The sequence below is a fragment of the Roseibium polysiphoniae genome, assembly GCF_014842925.1.
Taxonomy (GTDB): domain Bacteria; phylum Pseudomonadota; class Alphaproteobacteria; order Rhizobiales; family Stappiaceae; genus Roseibium; species Roseibium polysiphoniae.
This window is the reverse complement of sequence record NZ_JACYXJ010000004.1, coordinates 34,890-56,661: the sequence shown is the minus strand read 5'-3', so window position 1 is coordinate 56,661 and position 21,772 is coordinate 34,890. Positions and strand designations below refer to the sequence as shown.

Genomic DNA, 21,772 nt, shown 5'->3' with positions numbered 1-21,772 from the left:
TCAGGTAACTGGAGCGCGCCAATCATCAGAAGCTGAAGTGCCGGCGATTTCGTGGGTCCATTCAGCTTTGCGGTAGGTCAGAGCCCACTGCTCGAGGTCACCACGAGATGTGTTTGCTTCATCGTTGACGTCCGGCAGAATGGTCTTGCCTTCAACGAGAACGGCGTCGGTGTATTTGATTGTGTAGTAATGCTCTTGCACACCGCTGACGGAGGTGCGCCAGAATTTCATCTCGACTTCCAGGTTTTCACCTGTAGCGAGCGCCTGCCACAGCATTGGGGATGCTTTGTCGAGCGGCTTAACAAAGACGGTCGGCTGGTGACGGCGAGTGCCGATGGCTGTGCCGGAGTTCGGATCACGCGGTACGATTGCGTTGCTCTCGAACTTGTAGACCAGGGACTCGCCCTCATGGCCTTCCTGCCAGACGTTGCCGATGGAATCTGCGGTTGAAGCGTCCTTGGTGATTTCGCCCTGGGTAGAGCCACTGATCGTGATGTATCCGATGTTAGCCATTTCGGCCTCCTGAACTGATTTATTTCAATTCGCCGGAGCAACCCGGCGCCGACCAACCATCATTCGCAAACGCTGTGCCAAACAGGAGAATATTTTTTATATTTTTAGAATCAATATCTTAGCGAATTTTGAATTGCATCGTCAATTATGTCAGTGTGCAGATTACCTCACAATTCTCCAATGATAGTGTGAATTATCGCCCACAATTTCGGGAGTAAAATACAGAAAATAATTCTTAGACAGCTTCTATTCGATCAGCACATATTCTTCTGCACTTGAAATCATTGATTTTTTCTCAGAGCTTTCTTGATCTGAATTGGGCGTGTGAAAATAAATGCTAGTTGACCCTCTCACGATACTAAAGCAGGTTTGACACTCGATAACTTCCAGCTTTTTGATCAAGCTGTTGCAGGAGTGTCTTCAGACCGTGTTTTCATCCATTTCCAATAGTGGGGCAAGACCTCAGAAAATGAGCGTGGAACTCGATAAGTCAGCATGCAGGCGGAGACCCGAGACGTGCCAGCGATAATCAAACCAAGCCGTGTTTCGGTCGCATCCCAAACTGAGGCCGTTCGTGATGGCGGGCTGACAACGGTCAGCGCATTCCTGCTTGTTGATTTTTCTGAACCCGAACGTCTGCTAACGGAACAGGCTCTGTGGCCGATGGTTACCGAGCAAATGCCGAACGGCGCCATGTTCGACAAGGGCCAGCTGAAACCCCGTTCCGAGGTTATCATTGCCGGTCATGCGCTGGCGCCAACGGATGAACCTGTCCAAGGTCAAAAAGTCATTGCTCGACTTGGTGGCTGGGAGAAACGGCTCGCTGTATTCGGAGATCGTTACTGGAGGCTGACCGATCAGGGCATAGAGATGCTACCGGCACAGCCATTTCACAAAATGCCCGTCGGCAATGTCCAAGCGTTCGGCGGCCAAAACTTCAAATTGAACCCGCATGGAAAGGGGCATGACTCCCGAAGGATCGTGAATGCGGGTTATGATGCTCCTCTGCCGAACGTCGAAGATCTCAATTCGCCGATCCGATCGATTGACGATGTACCGCAGCCTGCCCATTTTGGTCCCTTGGCACCGGATGATGCCCAGCGCATGCGCTATGCGGGAACCTACGACCAACACTGGATCAAAAAGGTCTCTCCGCTCAAGCCGGAGGATTTCAATCCGCTATTTCACTGCGATGCGCCGGACGATCAAAGGTTCGAGGGCTATTTCGAGGGTGGTGAAACATTTGCCATCTCGGGCATGTCCAGGGGCACGTCGACGGTAGGCGGGCAGCTGCCACGACTGAGAACGCGTGGGTTCTTTCACCAACCCCACGACGAAAGCTTCACCGAAACGACGATGGTTTGTGACACCGTCACCCTCTTTCCGAACGTCGAGAAGGCTGTTCTTACATTTCGGGGACTTATCAGGGGCGCCGACCGGTTCGCCGAAGATATCGGTACGATCATGATTGCGGTTGAGCATGTCGATGCCGAACCACGTCCTGCGGACTACTATCTAGATGTCTTCAACAAACGCACTGATCCGGAAGAGGCTCACAAACATGCTCTCTCGGATTTTCAGCTGATGCCCGAGGTCGCTCAAGGCAAAGTAAGCGCGCGGCGTCAGGAAAAACTTGAAAAGGCTCAGGCAGACCGGATCCGGTTTCTGGAAAACCAAAACTGGGCCGCCAGAAAATTCATGGAAGACGAGGAAATGCCACCGGAGCTCATACCTCCGGTCGATGAAAATGCATTTGGCGACCTCCCCCTCGTTGCGCAACCGACATCTGAAGAAATCGAAAATGGTGACCTGGATCTCGCCGCCTTGATGGATGACATGAAGTCCCTCGAAGATGCCTTGATGGCGCGGATGGACGAGGAGATGGCGAAAGCCGAGATACAGCGCCGGGCCATCGTGACGGCAGCGCCGAACGCCGTCTTGCCGGACATCGCTCGAACGCCGATTGTAAGCGATGAGAAACTGGCGAAGTATCAGGATCTTGAGCTCGACAAGGACGTGGCGGTTGGACTGAAGGAGCTGGAAACACAGCTGGGCTCCGCCCAGGATCAGATGCTGTCAATCATCGACCCGAATGAGACCGAGCGCGCCGACGAAATCGAGGCCGCGATCAATGAAGCGTTCCAGATTTTCGATGAGCCAAGCGGATCCGATACCGAGGCCGTAGAGAAACAGTTTCAAACGGCCCGCGCGCGTGCCCTGGGATTGCCAGAAGGGTCCCTGCTGCATGAGGCACGCACGAGCTTGAATGACGTGGATCTGGGGATGGTGGACCAGATCAGCGACCCCTCCACGCTGCAGCAGGGTCTTGATGATGAGTTTCTGGACATGATCGGCGACTCACTGCCTCTTCCAGAGATCGCCCCGCGTGAGACATCCTTTAAACGGGATGCACTCATCCCCGAACTTCCCGAATACAAAGATGGACTAAGCACAGAAGCCATGGAGCAGGCATTGGCGGCGGCGGAAGGCAAGCTCCTTTCGATGGCCTCGCATCTTGTTCCCGAAGGCACTGAGGACGACCCGATCAGCGGACTCATGTCTCGTGTTCAGGACATAGCGCCGCCTGACAGCGAAGCCATGGACGGACTTACACCGCCGGAAAAGGCCCAAAAGGCCAAGACCGACTCGCTGCAAAAAATAGACGAGGCGGAGACCAGTGTGGCAGAGGCCCTGGCAACGGGCAGGCAAATGTCACCTGCCCCGCTTTGTCCATTTGAGCCACTTCTACCTGGTGTGGCCGAGCGGCTTGGCACTTTCGTCGTCGAAAGCCTCGCATCCGGGCAAGACTTCAAAGGCGCCGACCTCGCAGGAGCAGATTTGCGCAATGCCGACTTCAGCGGTCTGGACCTGAGCGGAACTTTCTTTGAAAACACGGACCTGACGGGTGCGAACTTTGCCGGAGCGAAACTTGGAAAGGCCGTTTTTGCTGGCGCCACGCTCGACGGCGCGGATCTGAGTGGAACCGATCTAACCAAGGCAAACATCAGCCAGGCCTCCCTGCGTGGCGCGACATTGACCAACGCCACTCTGAACGGCCTGACGGTCATTCGGTCTGATCTTTCAGACCTCACCGCTGACGGAGCTGTCCTGTCCGAGAGTCAGTTGATTGAGTGCACCCTGGACAACGTGAGCCTCCGAGGATGCAAGGTCTCGGATTTACAGATGCTACTTGGCAGCGCAAACGGCTTTTCGGCCGCAGGCAGCAGGCTCGAGCGCGCGGTGTTCATGTCCTTGCCACTCGCCAATGCAGACTTTTCAGACACATCGATGGAACGCGTTGCGTTTATGGAGATCCAGGCTCCGAACGTAGACTTCAGACGCGCCTCCCTGTTTTCCGTTGGCTTCATGGGCAACTCCGACCTGAGCAGCAGCCGGTTCGATGCGTTGCAAGCGCGAGAGACCTCCTGGAACACAGCGAAGTTGCAGGAATCCTGTTTTGTGAGAGCGTCTTGCCATTCCTGCTTCTTCAACGCCTGCGATATGGAGGCAACCGACCTGAGACTCGGCTCCTTCAAGAGTTGCCTGTTTGGCAAATCGAAGCTCGCCGACAGCGACTTCTTCGGTGCCAATCTGTTTTCTGCAGCATTGAACCAGACAGACTTGAGACGCTGTTCCATGCGAGCGGCAAACCTCTATGCGGCCAACTTGCTGGAGGCCAATCTCGCCAGCTGCGACCTTTCGGGCGCAAATCTTGGCATGACTTCGCTGGAGCAGCCGACCCATGCCTAAGATGCCCGACCTAAAGCCGATTACGATCGAGGATATTTTTGCATTCGTCGAGCACGAGCAGCCTGTGCTTTTGCGAAGTGGCCCAGGCCTCAAGTTCAACAAGTCAAATCTGAGCAAGGCACGCTTCATTCAATGCGACCTGAGCGGATGTGATTTCGAAGATGCTGATCTGACAGAGGCCCAATTTGTCTCCTGTGAACTGCAAGGCTGCCGGTTTTCCGGTGCCATCATCAAGGGCACCCAGTTCGTTGAATGCAATATGGACGGCGCAAATCTGGCGGGTTGCTCTCTTGAGAGGGCGCAGTTGGTGGCCGGTTCCGCCAAAGCCGCGAACTTCCTGACGGCGGAGCTTGATCAGGTGTCGCTTGCAAAGGTCGACCTTGAAAATTCAAGCCTTCAAGACGCCGCCATCTACAGATGCGCTCTTCTGGCCTGCGGCCTTCAGAATATTTCCCTGTCGGGTGCAGCACTGTCGAACTTCATGCTGACAGACGCTGACTTGCGCGGTGTCGACATTTCAAACGCCTATATCGACACGGCCGTGTTTGCAGATGCGGATCTTTCCGGGAAAGACCTCTCAAATCAGTCATGGCAACGCTGCACTTTTTATCAGGCGACATTTATCGGAACTGATTTCACCGGAGCCCAACTCGATGCCTCGGTGTTTGCAGAATGCGATTTTCAGGATGCGCGCCTAACCGGGATCTCTGGAAATTCAACAGGCTTCACCAAGTGCCAACTCGACGGCATTGACCTTTCCGGAAGTACTTTGCCGATGTCGAATTTCGCGGGCGCAAGTCTGAGTGCAGCCAATTTCACCGGATCCACGCTCTTCTCGGCTGTTTTTCAGGAGGCTGACTGCAGGGCGACGTTGTTCGAAAGATGCGATCTCAGGCAGGCGGAATTCTCTCACGCCGACATCTCGGGTGCCAATTTGGCCGCAACAACCTTTTTCAATACCAAACTGCATGCCGCCAAAACCGACGGCACGGTCATGCTCGGCGCCTCAGGAAGCCGGATCGACACGGATCAGGACCGGGCGATTGGCGAATTGTATTCTCCGAAGATGGTCGCTCTGGATGGAGAAAATGCCCCGAACGGAGGAGCACTCTAATGCCTTTTGTAAATTCACAGGGCCCGATCCCTGGCATGGATTTCTCGGTTCCTGACGTTTATTTGCAACCGACACCGGTCGGGCCTGTGCCCATCCCATTGTTTAGCATGGGGTTCAGGGCAACCGAGATACCAACCTGTTTCAGATGCCTGCTGATGTGCATGCCGAGCCACAACATGACGAACCTGGCTCCAGCCACGATCAGTGGGCCCGGGCCCGGAGTTGCCTCCGGAATGGTCTGTTCCAACAGCCGCAATGTGAAAGGCTCGGTCAAGTTCTTCATACAGGCCATGCCTGCGACACGAGCCCTTTTAGATCCCACACTTCAAAACGGTTTATCACCTAATTCAGTCGGCACAACGCTCGTTCCTTCCCAGATTCGATTGCTGAATCCGAGCCCCTGACAAAATTCATAGCAGCGAGGAAATAAGGTCATGAGTAATGGCGATATCGTCCAGAAAATGAAACTGACCCTTCCGGGAATGGCCTCCGACGACGTTCACGTCGAAAGCGTTTCGGGGCATGAGGCGATCGGCTCCGCCTATGAATTCAATGTCGATGTCTTGTCCAAAGATCCCATTTCGCTGGATCCCCTGATTGGCAAAGCCGTAAAACTTGAACTGACGATCGTCGATGAAACGGCGGTCGTGCATGGTGTTGTGTCCAAGGCCAGAACCCTCGACCCGACCCCCAATCGTGAGTTCTGTTACGGCTTTTCGATCGAGCCGGGTTTTGCCATGTTGCGCTATAGCGCCCAGAACCAGGTCTACGGGTCCGACAAGGACGTGACCGTCGTCGACATTGTTGAGGGTGAGCTCTCCGATGCCAACAAAGCCGGGTCGAGCACATCCTCCAATCGCATTGCTCGAACGCTTCAGCATCAGATGCTCGCTGAAAAATCGAGCTACCCGAAGCTCGATTTCGTGATGCAGTACCGCGAAACGGATTTCGATTTCATATGCCGGCTTTGTGAGAAATTCGGGATTTTCTTCACCTTCCAGCATGACGGCGATCAGGAGAAGATCGTTTTTGGGGACCGGAAGGAGCACTTCAAGAAACTCTCCGGTCGGCAATTGACCGAGGAGCTTCCCTACCGCAGCAAACAACAAATTCTCAGCCAAGGTGATTTTGCAATCTGGTCGTTCAATGCCGAATATGCAGCCTCCAGCGGCACGCTCGCACTGCGCGAATACAACGAGGAAACGCCAAAGGTCTCACTGTCTGTTTCCGAAAATGCGTCCCACAAAGGCCAGGGCGTGAGCACTCTTTATGGCGAGAATTACAGCACTGTTTCTGAGGGAAATTTTCTCGCGAAGCGGCGTGTGGAACAGCTGCAGTCGGAATATCTTTCGTTTCGCGGTCAAAGTAACATCCCGCTGTTGCGACCCGGCCTGTTTTTCAAACTGACCGATCATCCGATCTCTGATCTGGACGGGCTCTATATCGTGGTTGAGGTTGATCATAGCATCACGATGACCACGCCATTCGGTTTCAGTTCGCCTGACAAGACAGCGGCTCCCTATAACAACTCCTTCAGGTGTGTCCCGTTTGACGCCGGCTATCGAACGCCCTGCGTAACGCCCAAGCCGACCGTGCATGGTTACCTGAGCGCTGTGATCGATGGCGAAACAGAGGGCAAACGCGCTGAACTTGACGATTACGGGCGCTACAAGGTTCGAATCCTGGATGAAGAAAGCGGTCTATCAAAAGGCAAGGCCAGTGCTCAGATCCGGAAAATGGAGCCTTACGGCGGCGGAGACGGCTATGGCGCCCATTCAACTTTGCTGATCGGAACCGAAGTGATCCTTGGCTTTATCCACGGTGATCCTGATCGGCCGATTATCCTTGGCGCAGTCTCCAACGGTGAACAGACCAATCCGATCACATCGACAAACCAAAATGTGGCCCATCGCACGAGAACAAGCTCGGGCATTGTCATGCAAATGAGCGATGGTGCCGTTTAAATTTTCGAGATTCATGTTTTTAGAGGAAGCATTCGATGGCCAGGACGCCTCGCATTACGCAACTTCAAAATGATATTGATGCGCTGGAGACAACCAATAACGCCCAGAGCAACCAAATCGCTGCGCTAAACCAGGCACTGTCCAATCGGACAGATGATCAGGCTTTGATGCAATCCGATACGGGAACCCATTACCAGAACACCTATACCTACTTTTACGTTCCCGCGACCGTGGGCGATGGCTCGACGACGTCCGATGACGCAGGACTGGGCGCGATCCTGCGCCTTGGCCAGTATTCAGATATGGAACAAAGCGCCTACAACGCGGGTGAGGCCGCCTACGCCGGTTACTTTCCAGCGCACCAGATAGAAACCGAGACGGACGCAGGGATCTACACCAACGCGGCGGGCGGCGGAAATGGCATACTACTGGCTTGCGATGGGCGTATCCTGGTAAAGGCCGGCGAAAAAATGTCGATCAACGCGACCAGCGACATTCATCTGGAAAGTACAGAAGGCACGGTGACCATCGAATCAGGCACGAATACTGACGGCGTCGCCCAAAACATATATATAGCGGCAGCAGATGGCCTGGGTGATATTGAGCAATCTTATTATAAATCAAAAATAACGATCAATGGTGAAGAATACACAAAGACCACAAGCGTCTCCAGAAAGTATTATGAGCACAATAAATACGAAATATACAAAGCAGACTCTTTTAAAGAAATTTACGCGAACACCTCAAGCACTCATCATGGCGGAAGTTCGAAGCTCTTTATGGGCGGGAAGGTCAGCCTCAAGCTCGCCGCCGAATTTCACATGTCATTGGCGGCCGTCGTGAGCATTTCGGTCCTTACCAAGCTAAACCTCTACGGCTGGAAGTTTGACGTCGGTCACTACAAATTCGATATTTGCCAGATCAAGGCCGAGATAAAAAAAGACAAAGTAGAAATTACGGCAAATGAAGTCACGGCATCCAATGTTGGGGCGATGCTGAAAAACGTCGGTGCCGACATGGGAACTACGGCCGTCAAGGCTGTCAGCACGGTCGCCGAAGCTGGTGCTGTCGTTGCAAAGAACACCAATTTAAGTGCCACGATGAACCCGCTGGGAGCAATCGTCGGCATGCAAACATTTATGTAACGCTTGGGCAAACCTATACAGGCCGCCTTCACACGAGTTTGGAGACCACGAATGGTTACCCCGCGCAAGTCGCACTCTACGCCCGCCACCGCTCGAAACGGAGAAGAGCTACGGGCAAAGGAAGGCGATCAAGGCTCTCTATTGACCGGTTCGGTGACTGCTCTAATCACCGAACACGAGGCGCTGGTGGATGTGGCAGGAAGCGATCCGGTTCATGCCACGCAAGCCGCTGGTTGCCTGCTCGCTCCCGCCATTGGCGATCGTGTTCTTGTTTTTGTTCAGGGTGAAGAAGCACACATCCTTTCCGTTCTGGAGCGGCGGGAATCCCTCGTAGCTCAGCTTTCCGTGCCGGGGGCCGACCATCTTCAGATCAAGTCCGGCCAACAAATCGACATCGCCGCGCCGGATCTTCATTTGACCGCTAAAAAACTGACTGTTTTCGCAGAGAGCCTGACTCAAACGGGTAAGCGGTGTGTTTCCAGCTTCACCCGGACATTTGAGAACATCATCGACAAGATGGTTTCTGCGCGCACGATCACCACAACGGTCGACACGCGCACAAGCGCTGTTCGGGAAACCGAGACGTTGAATGCCGGCACACTGGTGCAAAACATTGATCACGTTGCAACCCAAACCAGCGAGATTTCCTTGATCACCGCGAAGGAAGACGTTCGCCTGGACGCAACGCGGGTGAGCGTAGGGTGATGTCGATCGCAAGCCCCTCCTAACTGTTGCCGCTGATTGAACCAGCATTAATTCATGATCGAAACCGGATGTTTCAATGCTCTTGATTGAAGATCGTCTGAAGGCTGCCCAAGAGCATCATGACGCGGGCCGACGCGAGAGTGCTGCTTTGATTTATGAAAGCGTTCTGGACTTCTCGCCCAGTTCTATCGATGCATTTAAAGCGCTTCTGAAGATCCGCATGGAGCTCGGTGATCTGGAGGCTGCACAGTCCCTCGCACAGAAAGCCTTGACGCTCGCCGGGAACAACGCGGATATCCTGTCACTCTGCGCTCAGCTGTTTGTTTTGGCCCAGCAAGAAGACAAGGCGCAAGCGTTCGTCGACCAAGCCCTTTCAAGTGATCCAATGCACGCTGATGCGGCGATCTTGAAGGCCCAGTTCTTTATCAAGGACGGTCAGGTTTCCGAAGCTGAAGTGCTCCTGTCAGATGTGCGCGCCGCCCATCCGGAAGACATAGGCATTGTGCGGGCAATGTCCCAGCTCTATGCCGCGCATGGCATTTATCCTCCGGCTTTGGAACTTGCTCAGGACGCCCTTCAACGGGACCCTGAAAATGCAGACCTCAACGGCCTCATCGGCGAAATTCTCTCGGGCCTGGGGGACAATGAAAAAGCCTCCCACTACTTGCAAAAGGCCCATCTGAAGGCGCCTGAAAATCCAGGTTTCATGATTGCCATTGCATCGAACCTGGCAGCCCTGGGCTACCTGAGCGAGGCTCAACGGGTCACAAAACGTGCGACGACGCTCTTTCCGGACCTGCTTCCTGCCTGGCTTTGTCATGTGCGTGTGATGATCGAGCGTGGGGAACCACGTGCTGCCCTTGCGGAATTCCTGCCCGTTGTTAAGCGAAACCCGGATCGCATCGACGCCAGCCTTGCGCTTGCTCTTGCCTATCGCATGGCTGGCCTTTCGGAGCAGGCGCTGCGCCTGCTTGAGCCGCTGATTGCAAATCATGCGAAGCTTCCAGCTGACAAATCCCAACGATTGTGGAACTTGGCCCGCGACTGCTATCTGTCCACCGGCGAGATCGACAAAGCGGTTGGCACTTTCGATCAGGTGCCTCTTGGTGAAACCCTGGGGTTACCAGCCGATCTGATTGCAAATGACCAGTCTTTAGCTGAGGCACTCTCGACCGCAAATTATGTCGTTGATACAGGCATTACAAATCTGGAACTGATCGTCCTTTTGCGCTTCGTCCTGCAGATGAGCAAGGGATCAGGGGCAACCCTGTCGGGATCGCAAACGCTCTCGCAGTTGGCCGAATTGTTCGATGCCATTGCCTATACCGGGATCGATTTAGCCCGAGAGGCCCCGCCTCAAACGGAAGATGTGGTTTCCTTTCCCATTTCGCTTCTGCTTGCGATACCGGAGGCGATACGCGGCGATGTGACGACCTCCCTGCCCTACATAAGCCCTCCGGAAGCCAGAACCGAACATTGGCGCCTGGCCTTATCAGAATTTCCAAGGCCCTGGATCGCCTTGGCATGGGATGCCTCTCGACCCGGACTGCTGCTTGAGGACTACGGCCCTGCGCTCAGAGAGTTCCCGGGAACCGTTTTCAGCGTTGCCTGGGACGACACGCGACATCAGCTGAAAGCGTTTCCGGACATCGTTGATACGGGCGTTCACTTCAAGGACCTTGTCGATCTGTCCTGTGTCCTTTCGGAGATGGACCTGGTCATTGGACCGGACGGGATTCCATTGCATGTGGCAGGAGCCTTGGGCAAGGCAGCGATCGTCCTTACACGCCCTGCCAGACCCTGGTATTGGCATGCAGACGCTGGCAAAGCGCTGTGGTACCCTTCTGCGCTCGTGGTGAGCTCGCCGCAATTCGGCAATTGGGCAGAGCTTTTCCCACAGATTGCGCAAGAGGTTCTGGAACAGGTCTCGCAACTCCTCGACCTGCAGGCGCAGTCATCGCCTTTGACGAAGAAACATCATGCATCTGAGTGACAAGGACATCTGATGGCTTCATGGCGGCCGGCCCTGCGCGAACCCGACCCAATGCGCGCCGCGATTTATGACTACATCCGCAACCGCTCTCCTCAGGTTTATCTTGAGGGCGGTGGCGCGGCGCGTGCCCTCGGACGGACATCCGTTGTCATGAGTGACGGTGGTCCACTGAACCTCGATCTGACCCTGACGCCTCTCGACACTTCCATGGTAGGCACCAGAACCGCCATCGTGTTCGGCATATCGGGACATGTCGCAGACACAACGGCGGGCTACGAAGTTCAGGGCAAGGTCGTTCTCGATAGACAGACACTTGCGTTCTTATCGATCGATGCCTCACCGACCCTCCTAAACCGCAGGGGCTGAAACCTCATGGCTGACGACAACGAGCATCAAGCGGGAATCAGATCTTTTACGACGACCTTCGGACTTGGTTCGGACAATGGGCTGCAAGAAGTTCCGCCCACGCCCGCTTACCGGATGCTTCTTGTTGGGGATTTCGGAATAGAGGAAAACGGCGATTGCCACGACCTGGCCAGTCGGGATCTCGCTGAGCTTCTCTCGGACCTGGCTCCACAGTTCACGATTGAGGCGGAGAACCTTCTCGGGTCCTATCCCCCCGTCCTGTCTGAAACGCTCCGCCTTGCGAAGCTCTCTCACTTGCGTCCAGAAAAGCTTGCGACCCAGTTTTCTTACAAGAGCGAGATTGGCCCCGCACTCAAGGCCGGGGACTTCCAGTCTCTTGAGCGGTTCGGTCAACGGTATGACAAGCTGGCTGAAAGCGCATCACAGCCGGAAAAGACGTCGCGGCCTACCAAACATCAAAAGACCGGTGTGGCGGAAGAAACGACCAAGCAAGATATGAATCCGGACATCTTGGATGACCTCGACAGACTACTGTCAATGGTCGAGATCCCTGAGGCCCCGGCGACAGCAGCCAGGGGTCTGCTGGACTCCTTTATCGAACAAAACATCCCGCCAGAAACGTCCAGGAGTGCACCAGAGGAAGCCCCGATTCCAGGTGTCGAGCGGCTCTTGGCGCTGCAGACCAAGGCTTTTCTGTCAGTCCCAAGATGCCAGCAAATCCTTGAGAATTGGGTTGGTCTCCGGCTCCTACTCAGCAGCACCCCAAAAGACCAGACGCCGGATGCCTCACTTCTTCAAATACCACTCGATGCTGACGCTGGTGATATCTCCCAGCGCCTTGAAGAAGCACTGTCGGCGGAACTCTTCGATCTTGTCGTTTTTACAAATCGGTGCGATCTCAAAAACGCCGGTGTTGCCGAATTGAAAGCTTTGGCGAGCACAGCTCATACATTCGACACGCTTTCGTTGGCCACTCTCACTCCCGACTTTTCAGGCGTTGCAGCAAGCGAGCTTGCCATGAGAGACGCGCCCCAGGAGGTCATCGGATCTACCGGACATGAGGGCTTCTTTTCGCTTCGAGACAACGATGCAGCGCATCATCTAGGCCTATTGTGGAATGATGGCTGTGCACGCACCATGAGCCAAGACAGTCCCGCCTATTTCATCCCGTCATGCTGGATCGCTGCCACCATGATCTCGCAGCAGGTGGCCAGGACCGGCTGGCCAATGCTGACACCAGGGCTTAGGGCCGAATTCGATGCGCTGGAGGTGCAATCAAAGCACATTGGCGGACGCGAGGTTGGTGACGCCGTTCGCGCAACGATCTCCAGGGACAGCTCGGAAGCACTCGCCCAAACTGGAATCACCGTGCTTTCGGGTCAGGAAAACCGGGCCAGTGTCTTCTTCGGCCAGCCAGCCACTATTGCCAACGGAAAGGGAGATCAGTCTCTCACAAACGCACTGGTTCTGGCGCGCCTCAACACGCTGCTACAGTCCGTTCTCATGGAAACCTTCTCCGCTGATCAACCCGTCGACGAAATGCTGCAGACGCTGCGTCTTCGCCTTGCCCAGCTTAATGACATCTACTCGGGCAAGATGGTGTTTGACGTCAATCTGGGTGACGATGATGATGGCGGCTCAGTCATCGAGATTGCAGCACGTTCGACACCTGATATCGCGCCTCAGCAGGAATTCGAATTCAAGATCCCTGTTTAGAAATGTGGGCTCCAGAGTCGAATACCTGACTATCTTTGCAGGGGTGCCATCAGGCGATTGGCGACCGAGAACACGTTTTGACGCGTAAATTCCAATGCAAATTGCGCCGCCGATGGCGTTCTACTGGCATCGTCTAACGCCAGGCCGTTTTCGATTGCCTTCCAGCTCCGCCGATGCAGACCTCGAATGGGCTCTGGAGCAACCTCTTCTTTCAACGCTTCAAGCGACGTTTTGCCGCCAAACGGGCGCCGACCGGACAGGGCCATATAGGTCAGCACCGCGAGTGAAAAGACGTCGTCTGCCTCGCAAGGCTCCGCATCATTCAGCCTTTGCGGTGACGCATAAGCAGGCGTAACAGCACCCAATCGGCCCAGTATCTGTATCGTGTCTTCCTCTGTGACCTTCATCGGGCGGGCAACCGGGAAGGCAATATTGAAGTCGATCAGCTTAACGGCGCCATTGCGTTCGATGAAGATATTGCCGGGTTTCAGGTCTGCGTGAACGATCCCGCGTCCGTGGGAAAAGGACAGTGCAGCGGCCACATCCTGAACGAGACGATTGACCTTTCTGGCGTCGAGAATGTGCGCCGGCGTTTCCCTAAAGGCCTGGGATAGCGTCTTTCCGTTCAGATGCTCCATCACCATGAAGTGCAGTTGACCCTCGACATCCATGTCGTAGACACGGACGATATTAGGGTGAACCAGATCCCTAAGCCGTCGGGCTTCCCGGTGCATCAATGAGACAATATCCGGTTCAACGGCATCACCCGCAAGGATGATTTTCAATGCAACATGGGGATCTGCAAGACCGGCGTCGGCCGCGACTTTGTCACGGGCCTTGAAAACAACGGACAGCCCACCGCGGCCAATTTCCTCCAGCAATTCAAAGCGGCCCCTCAGGACGACGCCTGGGCGAACCGGGGACTTCGGCTTTCCGGCCTTCTTGGTTTTTGTTGGAGGGGTCTTCCGGACGCCAGTATCAGATGTCATGACTTCTGACCCAGACCAGAATAAGCGTGATATCGTCTTTCGAGCCACCGACGATCGATTTGGCCAGCAGTCGGTCAGCGAGCCCTACCTCGTCTTGGCTGAGCATTTCTGCAAGCTCGTCTTCGCTGGCGCCCTTGAGAAGCCCGTCGCTGCATAAGACGAAGACGTCATCCTCTTTAATGCTCAATACCCGGCGATCGATCTCCACGTCTTGGGCAGATCCTATCGCCCGGGTCAGCATTCCGCTTTCTTCCGTGTGATCCTCGGACACCAGGAACAGGTGATTGTCGCGCAAAAGATAAAGCCTCGAATCTCCGGCCCAAAGGCAGCAGGCATAGCCGCTGTTGATCAGCAGGCAGAGTGCCGTCGAACCGGAGATGTCACCACCAGGGAGAGCCAAAGATTGGGAATAAAGGGTTCCATTGACCTCTTCGAGGGCGGACGTCAGAAGACGAACCCGATCTTCAAGCTCGACATCTGAACTCTGCACCGCAGAGATTTCGGAAATGATTGCATTGCTGGCCAGATGACCATCCCGATGGCCGCCCATGCCGTCGGCTACGACAAAAACGCCCTGGGCGAGGTCAATGAAATACGCATCCTCATTGCATTCGTGAGAAGGCCCTCTCCGGGTCGCCACTTCCGCTTCCAACGTCAGTTTCAGCTGCGATGGCGATGCGCTTTCCATTCTGCTCTGCTCACTCATCAGTCGGAGGTCTCACTGAAATAGTCTTCCAGGCGCTCGGGAGACCAACCATGAGCTCCCCAGTTGCCAAGAAAATAGGGCGCTGCATTGCTTACCTTTGGCAAGCTTTTGGTCACGCAGTATTCACCGGGACGCCCTGCGTCACGATCATGCCACCAAAGGCAGGGACTGCCAGCAGGATCGTCCTTGTTTTGGGACGGCAGGCTGTGCAGGGACTGAATCGCCAAGCCTCCCCCCTCCGGTTTTTCATAGGATAGGCATATCCCGTCATCGCGCGACCGGGGGAGAATAATGCTGGAAGCGTCACTGCTGCCTGGACCATCGGCTCCCCGTTGCATCTGGTGCGCGGCGGCCTGGATCAAATTCCGAAATTCGTCTTGACCAAGGTCTCCCTCGATAAAGGACAGCATGGGCCTTTCCAGAGTGTCCAAAAGCCTGTCCAGAAAGGGTATGGGCTGCGATTTCATCAAATCCAGATCGGCCGAGATCAAAACTGCGAATGGGAATTCGCGTCCAACGGCGTCAACTGAAGCTGCAACGATCCCGAGCCAGCACTCACCGTCAATCTGCCCTCTTCCAACGACAAACCGCCAAATAGGCGCAGAATAGTAACGCTCACTCCACCGACTGCGTTCAACCGCCCGGCTCGCAGCCATCCACGCTGCCATGACATCCGCCCAAGCGTCCATTGTCCGGGTCGGAAGGCCATGAAATATGAAATCCCTTTCAAGGGGGATCTTGCCGAAATAGCCGCAGACAGACATTGCGCAATCCAGATTTGATGAAACTCACAGCGGCAATTTAGGTTCGGGGCCCGAGACCGTCTTCAACGAGACGCAGGCCCGACGATCAACGCAACCGTAAAAGCAATTCCGCTCAAGATCATATCTATTAAAGCGCAGGGGGACAGCGGAAGGAAGAATAGAGGCCCAGGTTGAACGGGTTTGTCACGCTTCCCGCATTAAGCCGGTAACTGGCCTTGGCTCCTTCGGTTTCGATCGAAAACACGAACTGATCCCGTCCCCGGGCTTTCGACAAACCCGAGGCTGTCAGCATTCGGAAGATTGCCCAGGTGCCATTGCGCTCCAATGTCTCTTTGGAATTGTCCAGAAGCGTGATCGACAGCTCTGCAACACTTGCGTCAAGCTTGCTCGGCCAGGCGAAGTCCTGCGCGCGTTCCGGTCCATGGCGATAAACAATCTGCTCATCGTCGATTTTGAGAACCGACCGCAGAGCGTTCGGGTCCAAAAACGTCGGCTGAATCGTGAATTTTGCTTCTGGGGTTGTTCCCGTCTTGCCGAAGAATGCTTCCCGAATGGTCTGTGCAGTCGACATCTGGGCCAGGGACCCGTTCGAAAGGCCCAGGCCTATGCCTTGTGACGTAATTTCCGCGTATTGCCGCCCGCGAACTGTCACGAAAGGTGACATGTTCTCCTTGAAGAACGTGTCGATGATACCCGCAGGGCCAAACAGCTCAGTGAAATCCTGAAGGGCGACATCTTCTTCGGCGCTTGGCGTGAATGGATACCGGCCGGTCATGATCGAATTGCAGACTGGAACCACCTCGTCCTGCCACTTTCCATTCACGTGGAGATAGCTGGATTTCATCATCAGCTGCCAGGTGCGATTGACAATCGACAAGACCAGGGAGCGAACAGGCTCAGGTTTGATGGCCGCCTCAGATCGCAGGGTGGTAAATGCGTCGCTTGTCGGTGACTTCACGCGTTTGGACACGAAATCGAAAGCGGCCTGATTGGGGTCCGGCGCGGTGACGATCCCGGAGACGTTGCCGTAAAGGTCGCCGAACAGCTGTTGGACCCGATCAAGCGCGGCCTGCCCACTTGACGGGTCAGCCAGGTTGATCAACGGGCGAAAAGCCTCCTCGATCTTCAGGCCTGGCCAAGGGGCATCGCCAAAGGCCGTCTCGATCGCATTTTTTTTCAGCGCATCTGTTGCCGAGGTGACCAACCCGCCGGCTGCAGGCGGCGCGGCTCCGGCGACCGCTGCCGCCGCAGGATCCGTATCGTCACCGGGCAACGGCAGCTGTGTGTTCTCACGCAATACGGAGAGAAGATTGGTAAGCGGAGACTGTGGGCTCGAAAGGTCTTGGAGAACAATCTGCGCACGCCCGAGGGAACCCAGCTCAATAACTCTTACAAATGTCACACCGCCACGCCAGGCAGAGACGTAATCATCCGTATAGAGTTTGACGATCTGGTTGGCCAATTTGTTGTAGGCCTGATCATTGAGGCCGTCATTGCCCAGAACCCAATCTGTCCCGATGGATTCCCTGATGTATTGCGGCAAGCGCGGCAGGAAGAAATTGTAGAAGCCGTTTTTGGTGTAGAGCCCTTGTATGATGCTCTGACCGCTGCTGACGGCGGTATCGACATAAAGCGAGCCCGATCCCAAAACGCGGACGATATCGATGGGAGCCAGTCGATATCTCTGCACGGCATCTGCGACCATACGATTGTAGATATCAGACGCTTGCGGGACTTTTTGAATGCGCGTACGAGCAGCTTCTACGATCGGGACATCGGCGGGCGCAACCGCCGGCAATAGCGTAACCAGCGTATCCATGTGCTCCTGCATGGCTGCCCGGTTCTGCGGATTGAGGACAAACGCTGCCTCGTTCTGCTCCTTGAACGTCTTGCCGACCTTACTCGGGTCAAAATTCTGACCGGTGGTGAGCATCAGATAGGTTTCCAACTGATCGCGCAGCAAAACGCTGTTGCCGTCTGTCGCGCTGGAAACCAGCTGGATCTGCGTTGCCAAACGCGACGAGATGGAGGGCAGAAGGTATTCCAGCAGAATGGAATGATAGATTTCATCAGCCGCCGGATAGAGGCTGCTCTCCCCCTCAACGCTGAAGAACGCACCAGTCAGCCAATTCGAAGAGTTGGCAACGTCATCACGCAGTTTCTCCGCCGCATTTAGGGTCGGCAAGATGTTGACCAGGGAGCGATTCTGTTTGGCCTCGTCCAGCCGGACGCTCACAAGCTCCGTGTTCTCCTCGGCCCGCTCAACAACCTCTTGGCTGTAGTACAAACCAGAAAGCCAGTAGAGAGAAAGCCCGACGACACACGCAGCGAGACCGGCAAGCGAAGCTGCATAGAGCGCCGCCAAACGCCTTTCGACCTTCGTGTTCTTTCCAACCAGGTTTTGTTCCGGAAAGATGATGTCCGTCAGCAGATTCTTGATAAAATAAGCTTTTCCCTGACCGTTCAAAGGCAACTGCTGGCTGGCCGAGAGCGAAAAACTGCGCCCCATTGCACCGAGCAAGCGATCGAACGGGGTTCCTTCCTGCGTGCCGGATGTGAAGTAAACACCGCGCAGCAGGGGTTGCGCTTCATAGCGGCTCGAGCGGAACACATCGGTCAGGAAACCGCGCAGAACTTGCGACAGGCTGCCGAACTCATAGGGAAAGCCGTAGATCCGACAGCGGCGGCTGTTGTTCCGTTCTTCGGAAAGCTTGGCCGGGATTTGCCGCTCCAACCGGGAGACGAGATCGATAAAGTTGGTCTCGAATGCCGGGCCAACTGTGACCTGCTCATCATCATAGGGGAAGGTGACGCCCCACACCTGTTCCCGCTCATCTTCCTTTACGGCGTCAAAATATTCATCGAAACCTGCGATCAGATCGCATTTCGTAAACATGACATAGACCGGCAACCGCATACCGAAAACGCGATGGAGCTCCCTCAGTCGCTGCCGAAGGGTCTCGGCTTGCCTCGCTCGCTCCTCTTCCCCGGCAAGAGCCACATCCTCAATGCTGATCGCAAGCATCACCCCATTGATCGGACGGCGCCGCCTGAACTTGACCAGAAGATCGAGAAAACCGCTCCACGCGGCCGCGTCGATGCCCTTATTGACGTCTTGGGTGGTGTAACGGCCAGCTGTATCGATCAGGACGGCTTCATTGGAAATCCACCAGTCACAGTTTCGGGTCCCCCCGATGCCCTGCAAGGCTTCCTGGCCGCTATCGGCCAGGGGAAATTCAAGACCGGAGTTTCGAAGGATTGTCGTCTTGCCGGTGCCAGGTGGACCAATGATGATGTACCAAGGCAGTTCAGAGAGATAATTTCTCTGTTTGCGACCGTCGAGTGGGTTGTCCTTCAATTTCTTCAGGGCAGCTTCAAAACGCTCGCGTATCAACTCCACTTCATCCGACGACAGATCGTTACCCATGGAAACAAGTTCGTCGTTGGCCAGCATGGAATTGATCAGCTTGGCATTCGATCTGCGCGCCAGCACATGCCGGATAAAAGTGATCGCGAAGAAGGCCGTAAAAAGCCCGATGATCGCAATGAGCCGTGGTGGTGTCTCCTGAAACGGTGTCACACCGCCAATCGTCACATATCCGCCGAAGAACCAGATCAGCAGCGAGCAAGCAATCAGAACAAATAGGATGATTAGGCTAAGCGCGCGGAACAGGCTTGCAAAGTAGGTCCTGAGCATCTTCGCGGCAGCCTTCTATTTCTCTGACAGCGATTTGATATCGCTTAAGACTGGAATGAGCTCACCATCGAGAGTGAATTCGGCATAGCCACGGACAACAACCAAGAGGAACAAACCGATTGTCCCGAGGATCCACAAAGGCGGCAAGGTGCTCAGGCGGCGTCCCCGCTGGAAGCCTTTGACAACTTTGGACAGTGGCTGGTCGGGCTTCACATTGCTGTATCGCCGGATCGTCCTGGAGAGTTCACTTCGCAAATCCTCCAGCTGATCCTTGCCACCTTCCAGAACCCGAAAACGGCCCTCAAAGCCCAACATCAGGCAGGAATGTATCAGCAAGAGGAGAGAAAGTTTCTTGGCCGGCTCGGCACTGATCCTGTCGAGGATGCTGAAAACTTTTTCCCCGCCCCAGGTCTCATTGTGAAACTGGTTCAAGAGGCTGTTTGAGCTCCACTCACTGCGGCTGCCCCAAGGAGTCATCAACACCGTTTCATCAACAGTTGCACAAAGGATGTACCTCGCCGCGATTATATCACCCGCCTCGACACCATCTTTCTGGGTTGCCTGTTCAAAACGGTCGATCTCTTCCACGACCTGTTGGCGAAGTCCCCGGACATCCGCCTGTTCAACCGAGTTTCTCAGCTGGGAAATCAGCAAGAGCAGCGGTGACGCTGCACGGACAATCCGCCGCTCCGGCTCTGGCTCCAGCAAACGCACAATCGTAGAGGCTGTCGGAACAGTCCCCCCAGGCGAGCCATTGTTCGCGGAAGGCTTTTTTTGCCCGAATTGATCCTCTCCGAGGATCGCAACCGTTGGCTCATCCCCAAGATCCGGCCGGGCGCCCGACGCAGGCGCATTCATGTCCGCAAGAGAGGTGCGAGCTCTCGGGCTAAGACGTCGTGCCACCGTTGGTTGGTCCAGATCATCGCTCATCGCAGGTGTCGCTTGCTAGCCTTTCTGAATCGCCCAAAGTTCGAGATCAAGCCCTGGGTAGTCGCCACTCATATGCAACGCGAAAGCTGCCGAATCCTGGAACTGCGGCCAAAGGTCATTGTCCACATCAAGAGCAAAGTATACCGCATTCTGAATATAAGGGATCTGGCGGGGCGCCACTGAAAGCGGCGAAATCCCGATACCCGGCAGCTGAAGATTTACAAGCTCGCGAATTTTTTCAACCGGGCCGATCTTGATCTGGATCGGCATTTGAGTTCGAAGTACTTCCAAGCCGACATTTGCTTGCGCAATAAGCACAAATTGCCGCCCCTGGAACACGATACGATCCGTGATTTCCCCCAGCCAGATGCCATATTCGCGTTTTGACAGCGGAATGCTAATCGCTGTTTGCTCGACGACAAAGCTCAACAGGTTCCGCAGGATTTCGAGCACCTGCCGGAACGTTTCGCGAAGGTCAAGGTGGTCGTATCGGGGCACCGCCGGCGGACGGCGGCTATCTGCACCATAAGCCGAAAACTCGCCAATCAGCGACAGGCACTCGCGATAGATCTCTTCCGGAGAGTTCAGGCCGGTTTTGATGAGGTGACCAAAGAGCAATTCGTACCGATTTGTGACCCCGAGCATCATCAGGTCGATAATGCCCGCCCTTGTGTTTCCGCCCTGGCCCGCCGCTCCGGAGGCCAAAACCTCACCACGCTTTCTCAGCAAGCCGCGAATTTGCTCCATCTGCGAGATCAAAATGCTGCTCGCACCGGCAAACATCACCGGAGAGATATAGTCCTTCGAGAGCGTTATGGCGCCTTGCGCGTCAACGGATTCAACTTCGGCAATCGGAATAGACGTTGTTTCGTCGAGGCTCTCACCTTCGATCACAAGCTTCGCATTCAACGCCCCGATGACGATACTCGCGGGGGGACGGTCACCCTCCGTATTGTTCGGGGCGTCGGTCGACTGCCTGAGGTATCTGTGCTCGCTGTGCCCGTCTTCGCTGACATCGAGGCCACCCGAAGCCTTCAAGGGCAGAGTCAAAAATATCTTCTTGCCCTGGTGTTCTTGGGTGATTTGTCGCGCTGAGGGAGCTGGCTGGCCTGCAGGGGACGCAAACACTGTCCCATCCGGAAAGATCAAATCGACTTCGCTGATCTGAAGCTGTCCATTGCCGAGTGCGTCCGCGTGAAAACTGATCTGCCGAACACCCCAGGAGTAAGGCAACAGCCCCTTGATCCGCTGTTCCAGGCCGCTTTCGATCCACCGATCATACTGCTGCAAATGCTGGGGCCTGAGGAACATTCCCTCCAGCCAAAGCGGTTTACCGGTTACGTTCAAGCTTACCCCCTGGGTATCCAGTTCGCACTGTCGCGCAATGGAACGAGAAAATCAGTCTGATCGCCCCGCAAGT

General features: G+C 55.1%; 16 protein-coding genes. 9 read left to right on the top strand and 7 right to left on the bottom strand.

Annotation, left to right across the window (positions count from 1 at the left end; translation table 11 throughout):
- Positions 1–513 (bottom strand): Hcp family type VI secretion system effector, encoded by a 513-nt coding sequence (locus IG617_RS10505; protein ID WP_153770237.1) that lies wholly within the window; start codon positions 511–513, stop codon positions 1–3.
- A 516-nt stretch (positions 514–1,029) separates the two neighbouring features.
- Between IG617_RS10505 and IG617_RS10500 the strand changes: the two genes are divergently transcribed.
- The 9 genes from IG617_RS10500 to IG617_RS10460 all read left to right on the top strand — a co-directional run bounded on the left by IG617_RS10500 (position 1,030) and on the right by IG617_RS10460 (position 13,266).
- Positions 1,030–4,263, top strand: a complete 3,234-nt coding sequence (locus IG617_RS10500) for a DUF2169 domain-containing protein (RefSeq protein ID WP_192109205.1) — start codon at positions 1,030–1,032, stop codon at positions 4,261–4,263.
- Positions 4,256–5,377, top strand: a complete 1,122-nt coding sequence (locus IG617_RS10495; protein ID WP_192109204.1) for a pentapeptide repeat-containing protein — start codon at positions 4,256–4,258, stop codon at positions 5,375–5,377. Before IG617_RS10500 ends, IG617_RS10495 begins: the two co-directional genes overlap by 8 nt.
- Complete coding sequence (locus IG617_RS21945; protein ID WP_420826147.1) at positions 5,377–5,781, top strand: PAAR-like domain-containing protein; 405 nt, start codon at positions 5,377–5,379, stop codon at positions 5,779–5,781. Before IG617_RS10495 ends, IG617_RS21945 begins: the two co-directional genes overlap by 1 nt.
- 30 nt (positions 5,782–5,811) lie before the next feature.
- Entirely contained in the window at positions 5,812–7,341 is a 1,530-nt protein-coding gene (locus IG617_RS10485) for a type VI secretion system Vgr family protein (protein WP_192109202.1), read from the top strand.
- A 35-nt stretch (positions 7,342–7,376) separates the two neighbouring features.
- On the top strand, positions 7,377–8,486 hold the full coding sequence (locus IG617_RS10480; RefSeq protein ID WP_192109201.1) for a hypothetical protein: 1,110 nt from the start codon (positions 7,377–7,379) through the stop codon (positions 8,484–8,486).
- Between the two features lie 51 nt (positions 8,487–8,537).
- Positions 8,538–9,191, top strand: a complete 654-nt coding sequence (locus tag IG617_RS10475) for a DUF3540 domain-containing protein (protein ID WP_192109200.1) — start codon at positions 8,538–8,540, stop codon at positions 9,189–9,191.
- A gap of 76 nt (positions 9,192–9,267) precedes the next feature.
- Positions 9,268–11,184, top strand: coding sequence for a tetratricopeptide repeat protein (locus tag IG617_RS10470; RefSeq protein WP_192109199.1), 1,917 nt, complete (start codon positions 9,268–9,270; stop codon positions 11,182–11,184).
- Positions 11,185–11,196: 12 nt separating this feature from the next.
- A complete protein-coding gene (locus IG617_RS10465; protein ID WP_192109198.1) occupies positions 11,197–11,550 on the top strand; it encodes a hypothetical protein in 354 nt (117 codons plus the stop codon).
- Positions 11,551–11,556: 6 nt separating this feature from the next.
- Positions 11,557–13,266, top strand: a complete 1,710-nt coding sequence (locus tag IG617_RS10460) for a hypothetical protein (protein ID WP_192109197.1) — start codon at positions 11,557–11,559, stop codon at positions 13,264–13,266.
- Between the two features lie 29 nt (positions 13,267–13,295).
- On the opposite strand, the gene IG617_RS10455 is transcribed toward IG617_RS10460, so the two are convergent.
- The 6 genes from IG617_RS10455 to tssK form a co-directional block, all read right to left on the bottom strand.
- Positions 13,296–14,255 carry a serine/threonine-protein kinase gene (locus IG617_RS10455; RefSeq protein ID WP_192109196.1) on the bottom strand — a complete coding sequence of 320 codons (960 nt, stop codon included), beginning with the start codon at positions 14,253–14,255 and terminating at the stop codon, positions 13,296–13,298.
- The gene (locus tag IG617_RS10450) at positions 14,245–14,961 is read right to left on the bottom strand and encodes a PP2C family protein-serine/threonine phosphatase (RefSeq protein ID WP_192109195.1); all 717 of its coding nucleotides are present in this window, start codon (positions 14,959–14,961) and stop codon (positions 14,245–14,247) included. Before IG617_RS10450 ends, IG617_RS10455 begins: the two co-directional genes overlap by 11 nt.
- Positions 14,961–15,725, bottom strand: a complete 765-nt coding sequence (gene tagF, locus IG617_RS10445; RefSeq protein WP_192109194.1) for a type VI secretion system-associated protein TagF — start codon at positions 15,723–15,725, stop codon at positions 14,961–14,963. The genes IG617_RS10450 and tagF overlap by 1 nt, the downstream gene beginning before the upstream one ends.
- Positions 15,726–15,852: 127 nt before the next feature.
- The gene (gene tssM / locus IG617_RS10440; RefSeq protein ID WP_192109193.1) at positions 15,853–19,422 is read right to left on the bottom strand and encodes a type VI secretion system membrane subunit TssM; all 3,570 of its coding nucleotides are present in this window, start codon (positions 19,420–19,422) and stop codon (positions 15,853–15,855) included.
- A gap of 15 nt (positions 19,423–19,437) precedes the next feature.
- Positions 19,438–20,352, bottom strand: a complete 915-nt coding sequence (gene icmH, locus IG617_RS10435) for a type IVB secretion system protein IcmH/DotU (RefSeq protein WP_192109192.1) — start codon at positions 20,350–20,352, stop codon at positions 19,438–19,440.
- A gap of 15 nt (positions 20,353–20,367) precedes the next feature.
- Positions 20,368–21,699, bottom strand: coding sequence for a type VI secretion system baseplate subunit TssK (gene tssK, locus IG617_RS10430; RefSeq protein WP_209008408.1), 1,332 nt, complete (start codon positions 21,697–21,699; stop codon positions 20,368–20,370).
- Between the last annotated feature and the right edge of the window lie 73 nt (positions 21,700–21,772).

Excerpts from the sequence above, each read along its gene's own strand:
- IG617_RS10505 (WP_153770237.1), bottom strand. The coding sequence starts at position 513 with ATGGCTAACATCGGATACATCACGATCAGTGGCTCTACCCAGGGCGAA.
- IG617_RS10495 (WP_192109204.1), top strand. The coding sequence starts at position 4,256 with ATGCCTAAGATGCCCGACCTAAAGCCGATTACGATCGAGGATATTTTT.
- IG617_RS21945 (WP_420826147.1), top strand. The coding sequence starts at position 5,377 with ATGCCTTTTGTAAATTCACAGGGCCCGATCCCTGGCATGGATTTCTCG.
- IG617_RS10485 (WP_192109202.1), top strand. The coding sequence starts at position 5,812 with ATGAGTAATGGCGATATCGTCCAGAAAATGAAACTGACCCTTCCGGGA.
- IG617_RS10480 (WP_192109201.1), top strand. The coding sequence starts at position 7,377 with ATGGCCAGGACGCCTCGCATTACGCAACTTCAAAATGATATTGATGCG.
- IG617_RS10475 (WP_192109200.1), top strand. The coding sequence starts at position 8,538 with ATGGTTACCCCGCGCAAGTCGCACTCTACGCCCGCCACCGCTCGAAAC.
- IG617_RS10470 (WP_192109199.1), top strand. The coding sequence starts at position 9,268 with ATGCTCTTGATTGAAGATCGTCTGAAGGCTGCCCAAGAGCATCATGAC.
- IG617_RS10465 (WP_192109198.1), top strand. The coding sequence starts at position 11,197 with ATGGCTTCATGGCGGCCGGCCCTGCGCGAACCCGACCCAATGCGCGCC.
- IG617_RS10460 (WP_192109197.1), top strand. The coding sequence starts at position 11,557 with ATGGCTGACGACAACGAGCATCAAGCGGGAATCAGATCTTTTACGACG.
- IG617_RS10455 (WP_192109196.1), bottom strand. The coding sequence starts at position 14,255 with ATGACATCTGATACTGGCGTCCGGAAGACCCCTCCAACAAAAACCAAG.
- IG617_RS10450 (WP_192109195.1), bottom strand. The coding sequence starts at position 14,961 with ATGAGTGAGCAGAGCAGAATGGAAAGCGCATCGCCATCGCAGCTGAAA.
- tagF (WP_192109194.1), bottom strand. The coding sequence starts at position 15,725 with ATGTCTGTCTGCGGCTATTTCGGCAAGATCCCCCTTGAAAGGGATTTC.
- tssM (WP_192109193.1), bottom strand. The coding sequence starts at position 19,422 with ATGCTCAGGACCTACTTTGCAAGCCTGTTCCGCGCGCTTAGCCTAATC.
- icmH (WP_192109192.1), bottom strand. The coding sequence starts at position 20,352 with ATGAGCGATGATCTGGACCAACCAACGGTGGCACGACGTCTTAGCCCG.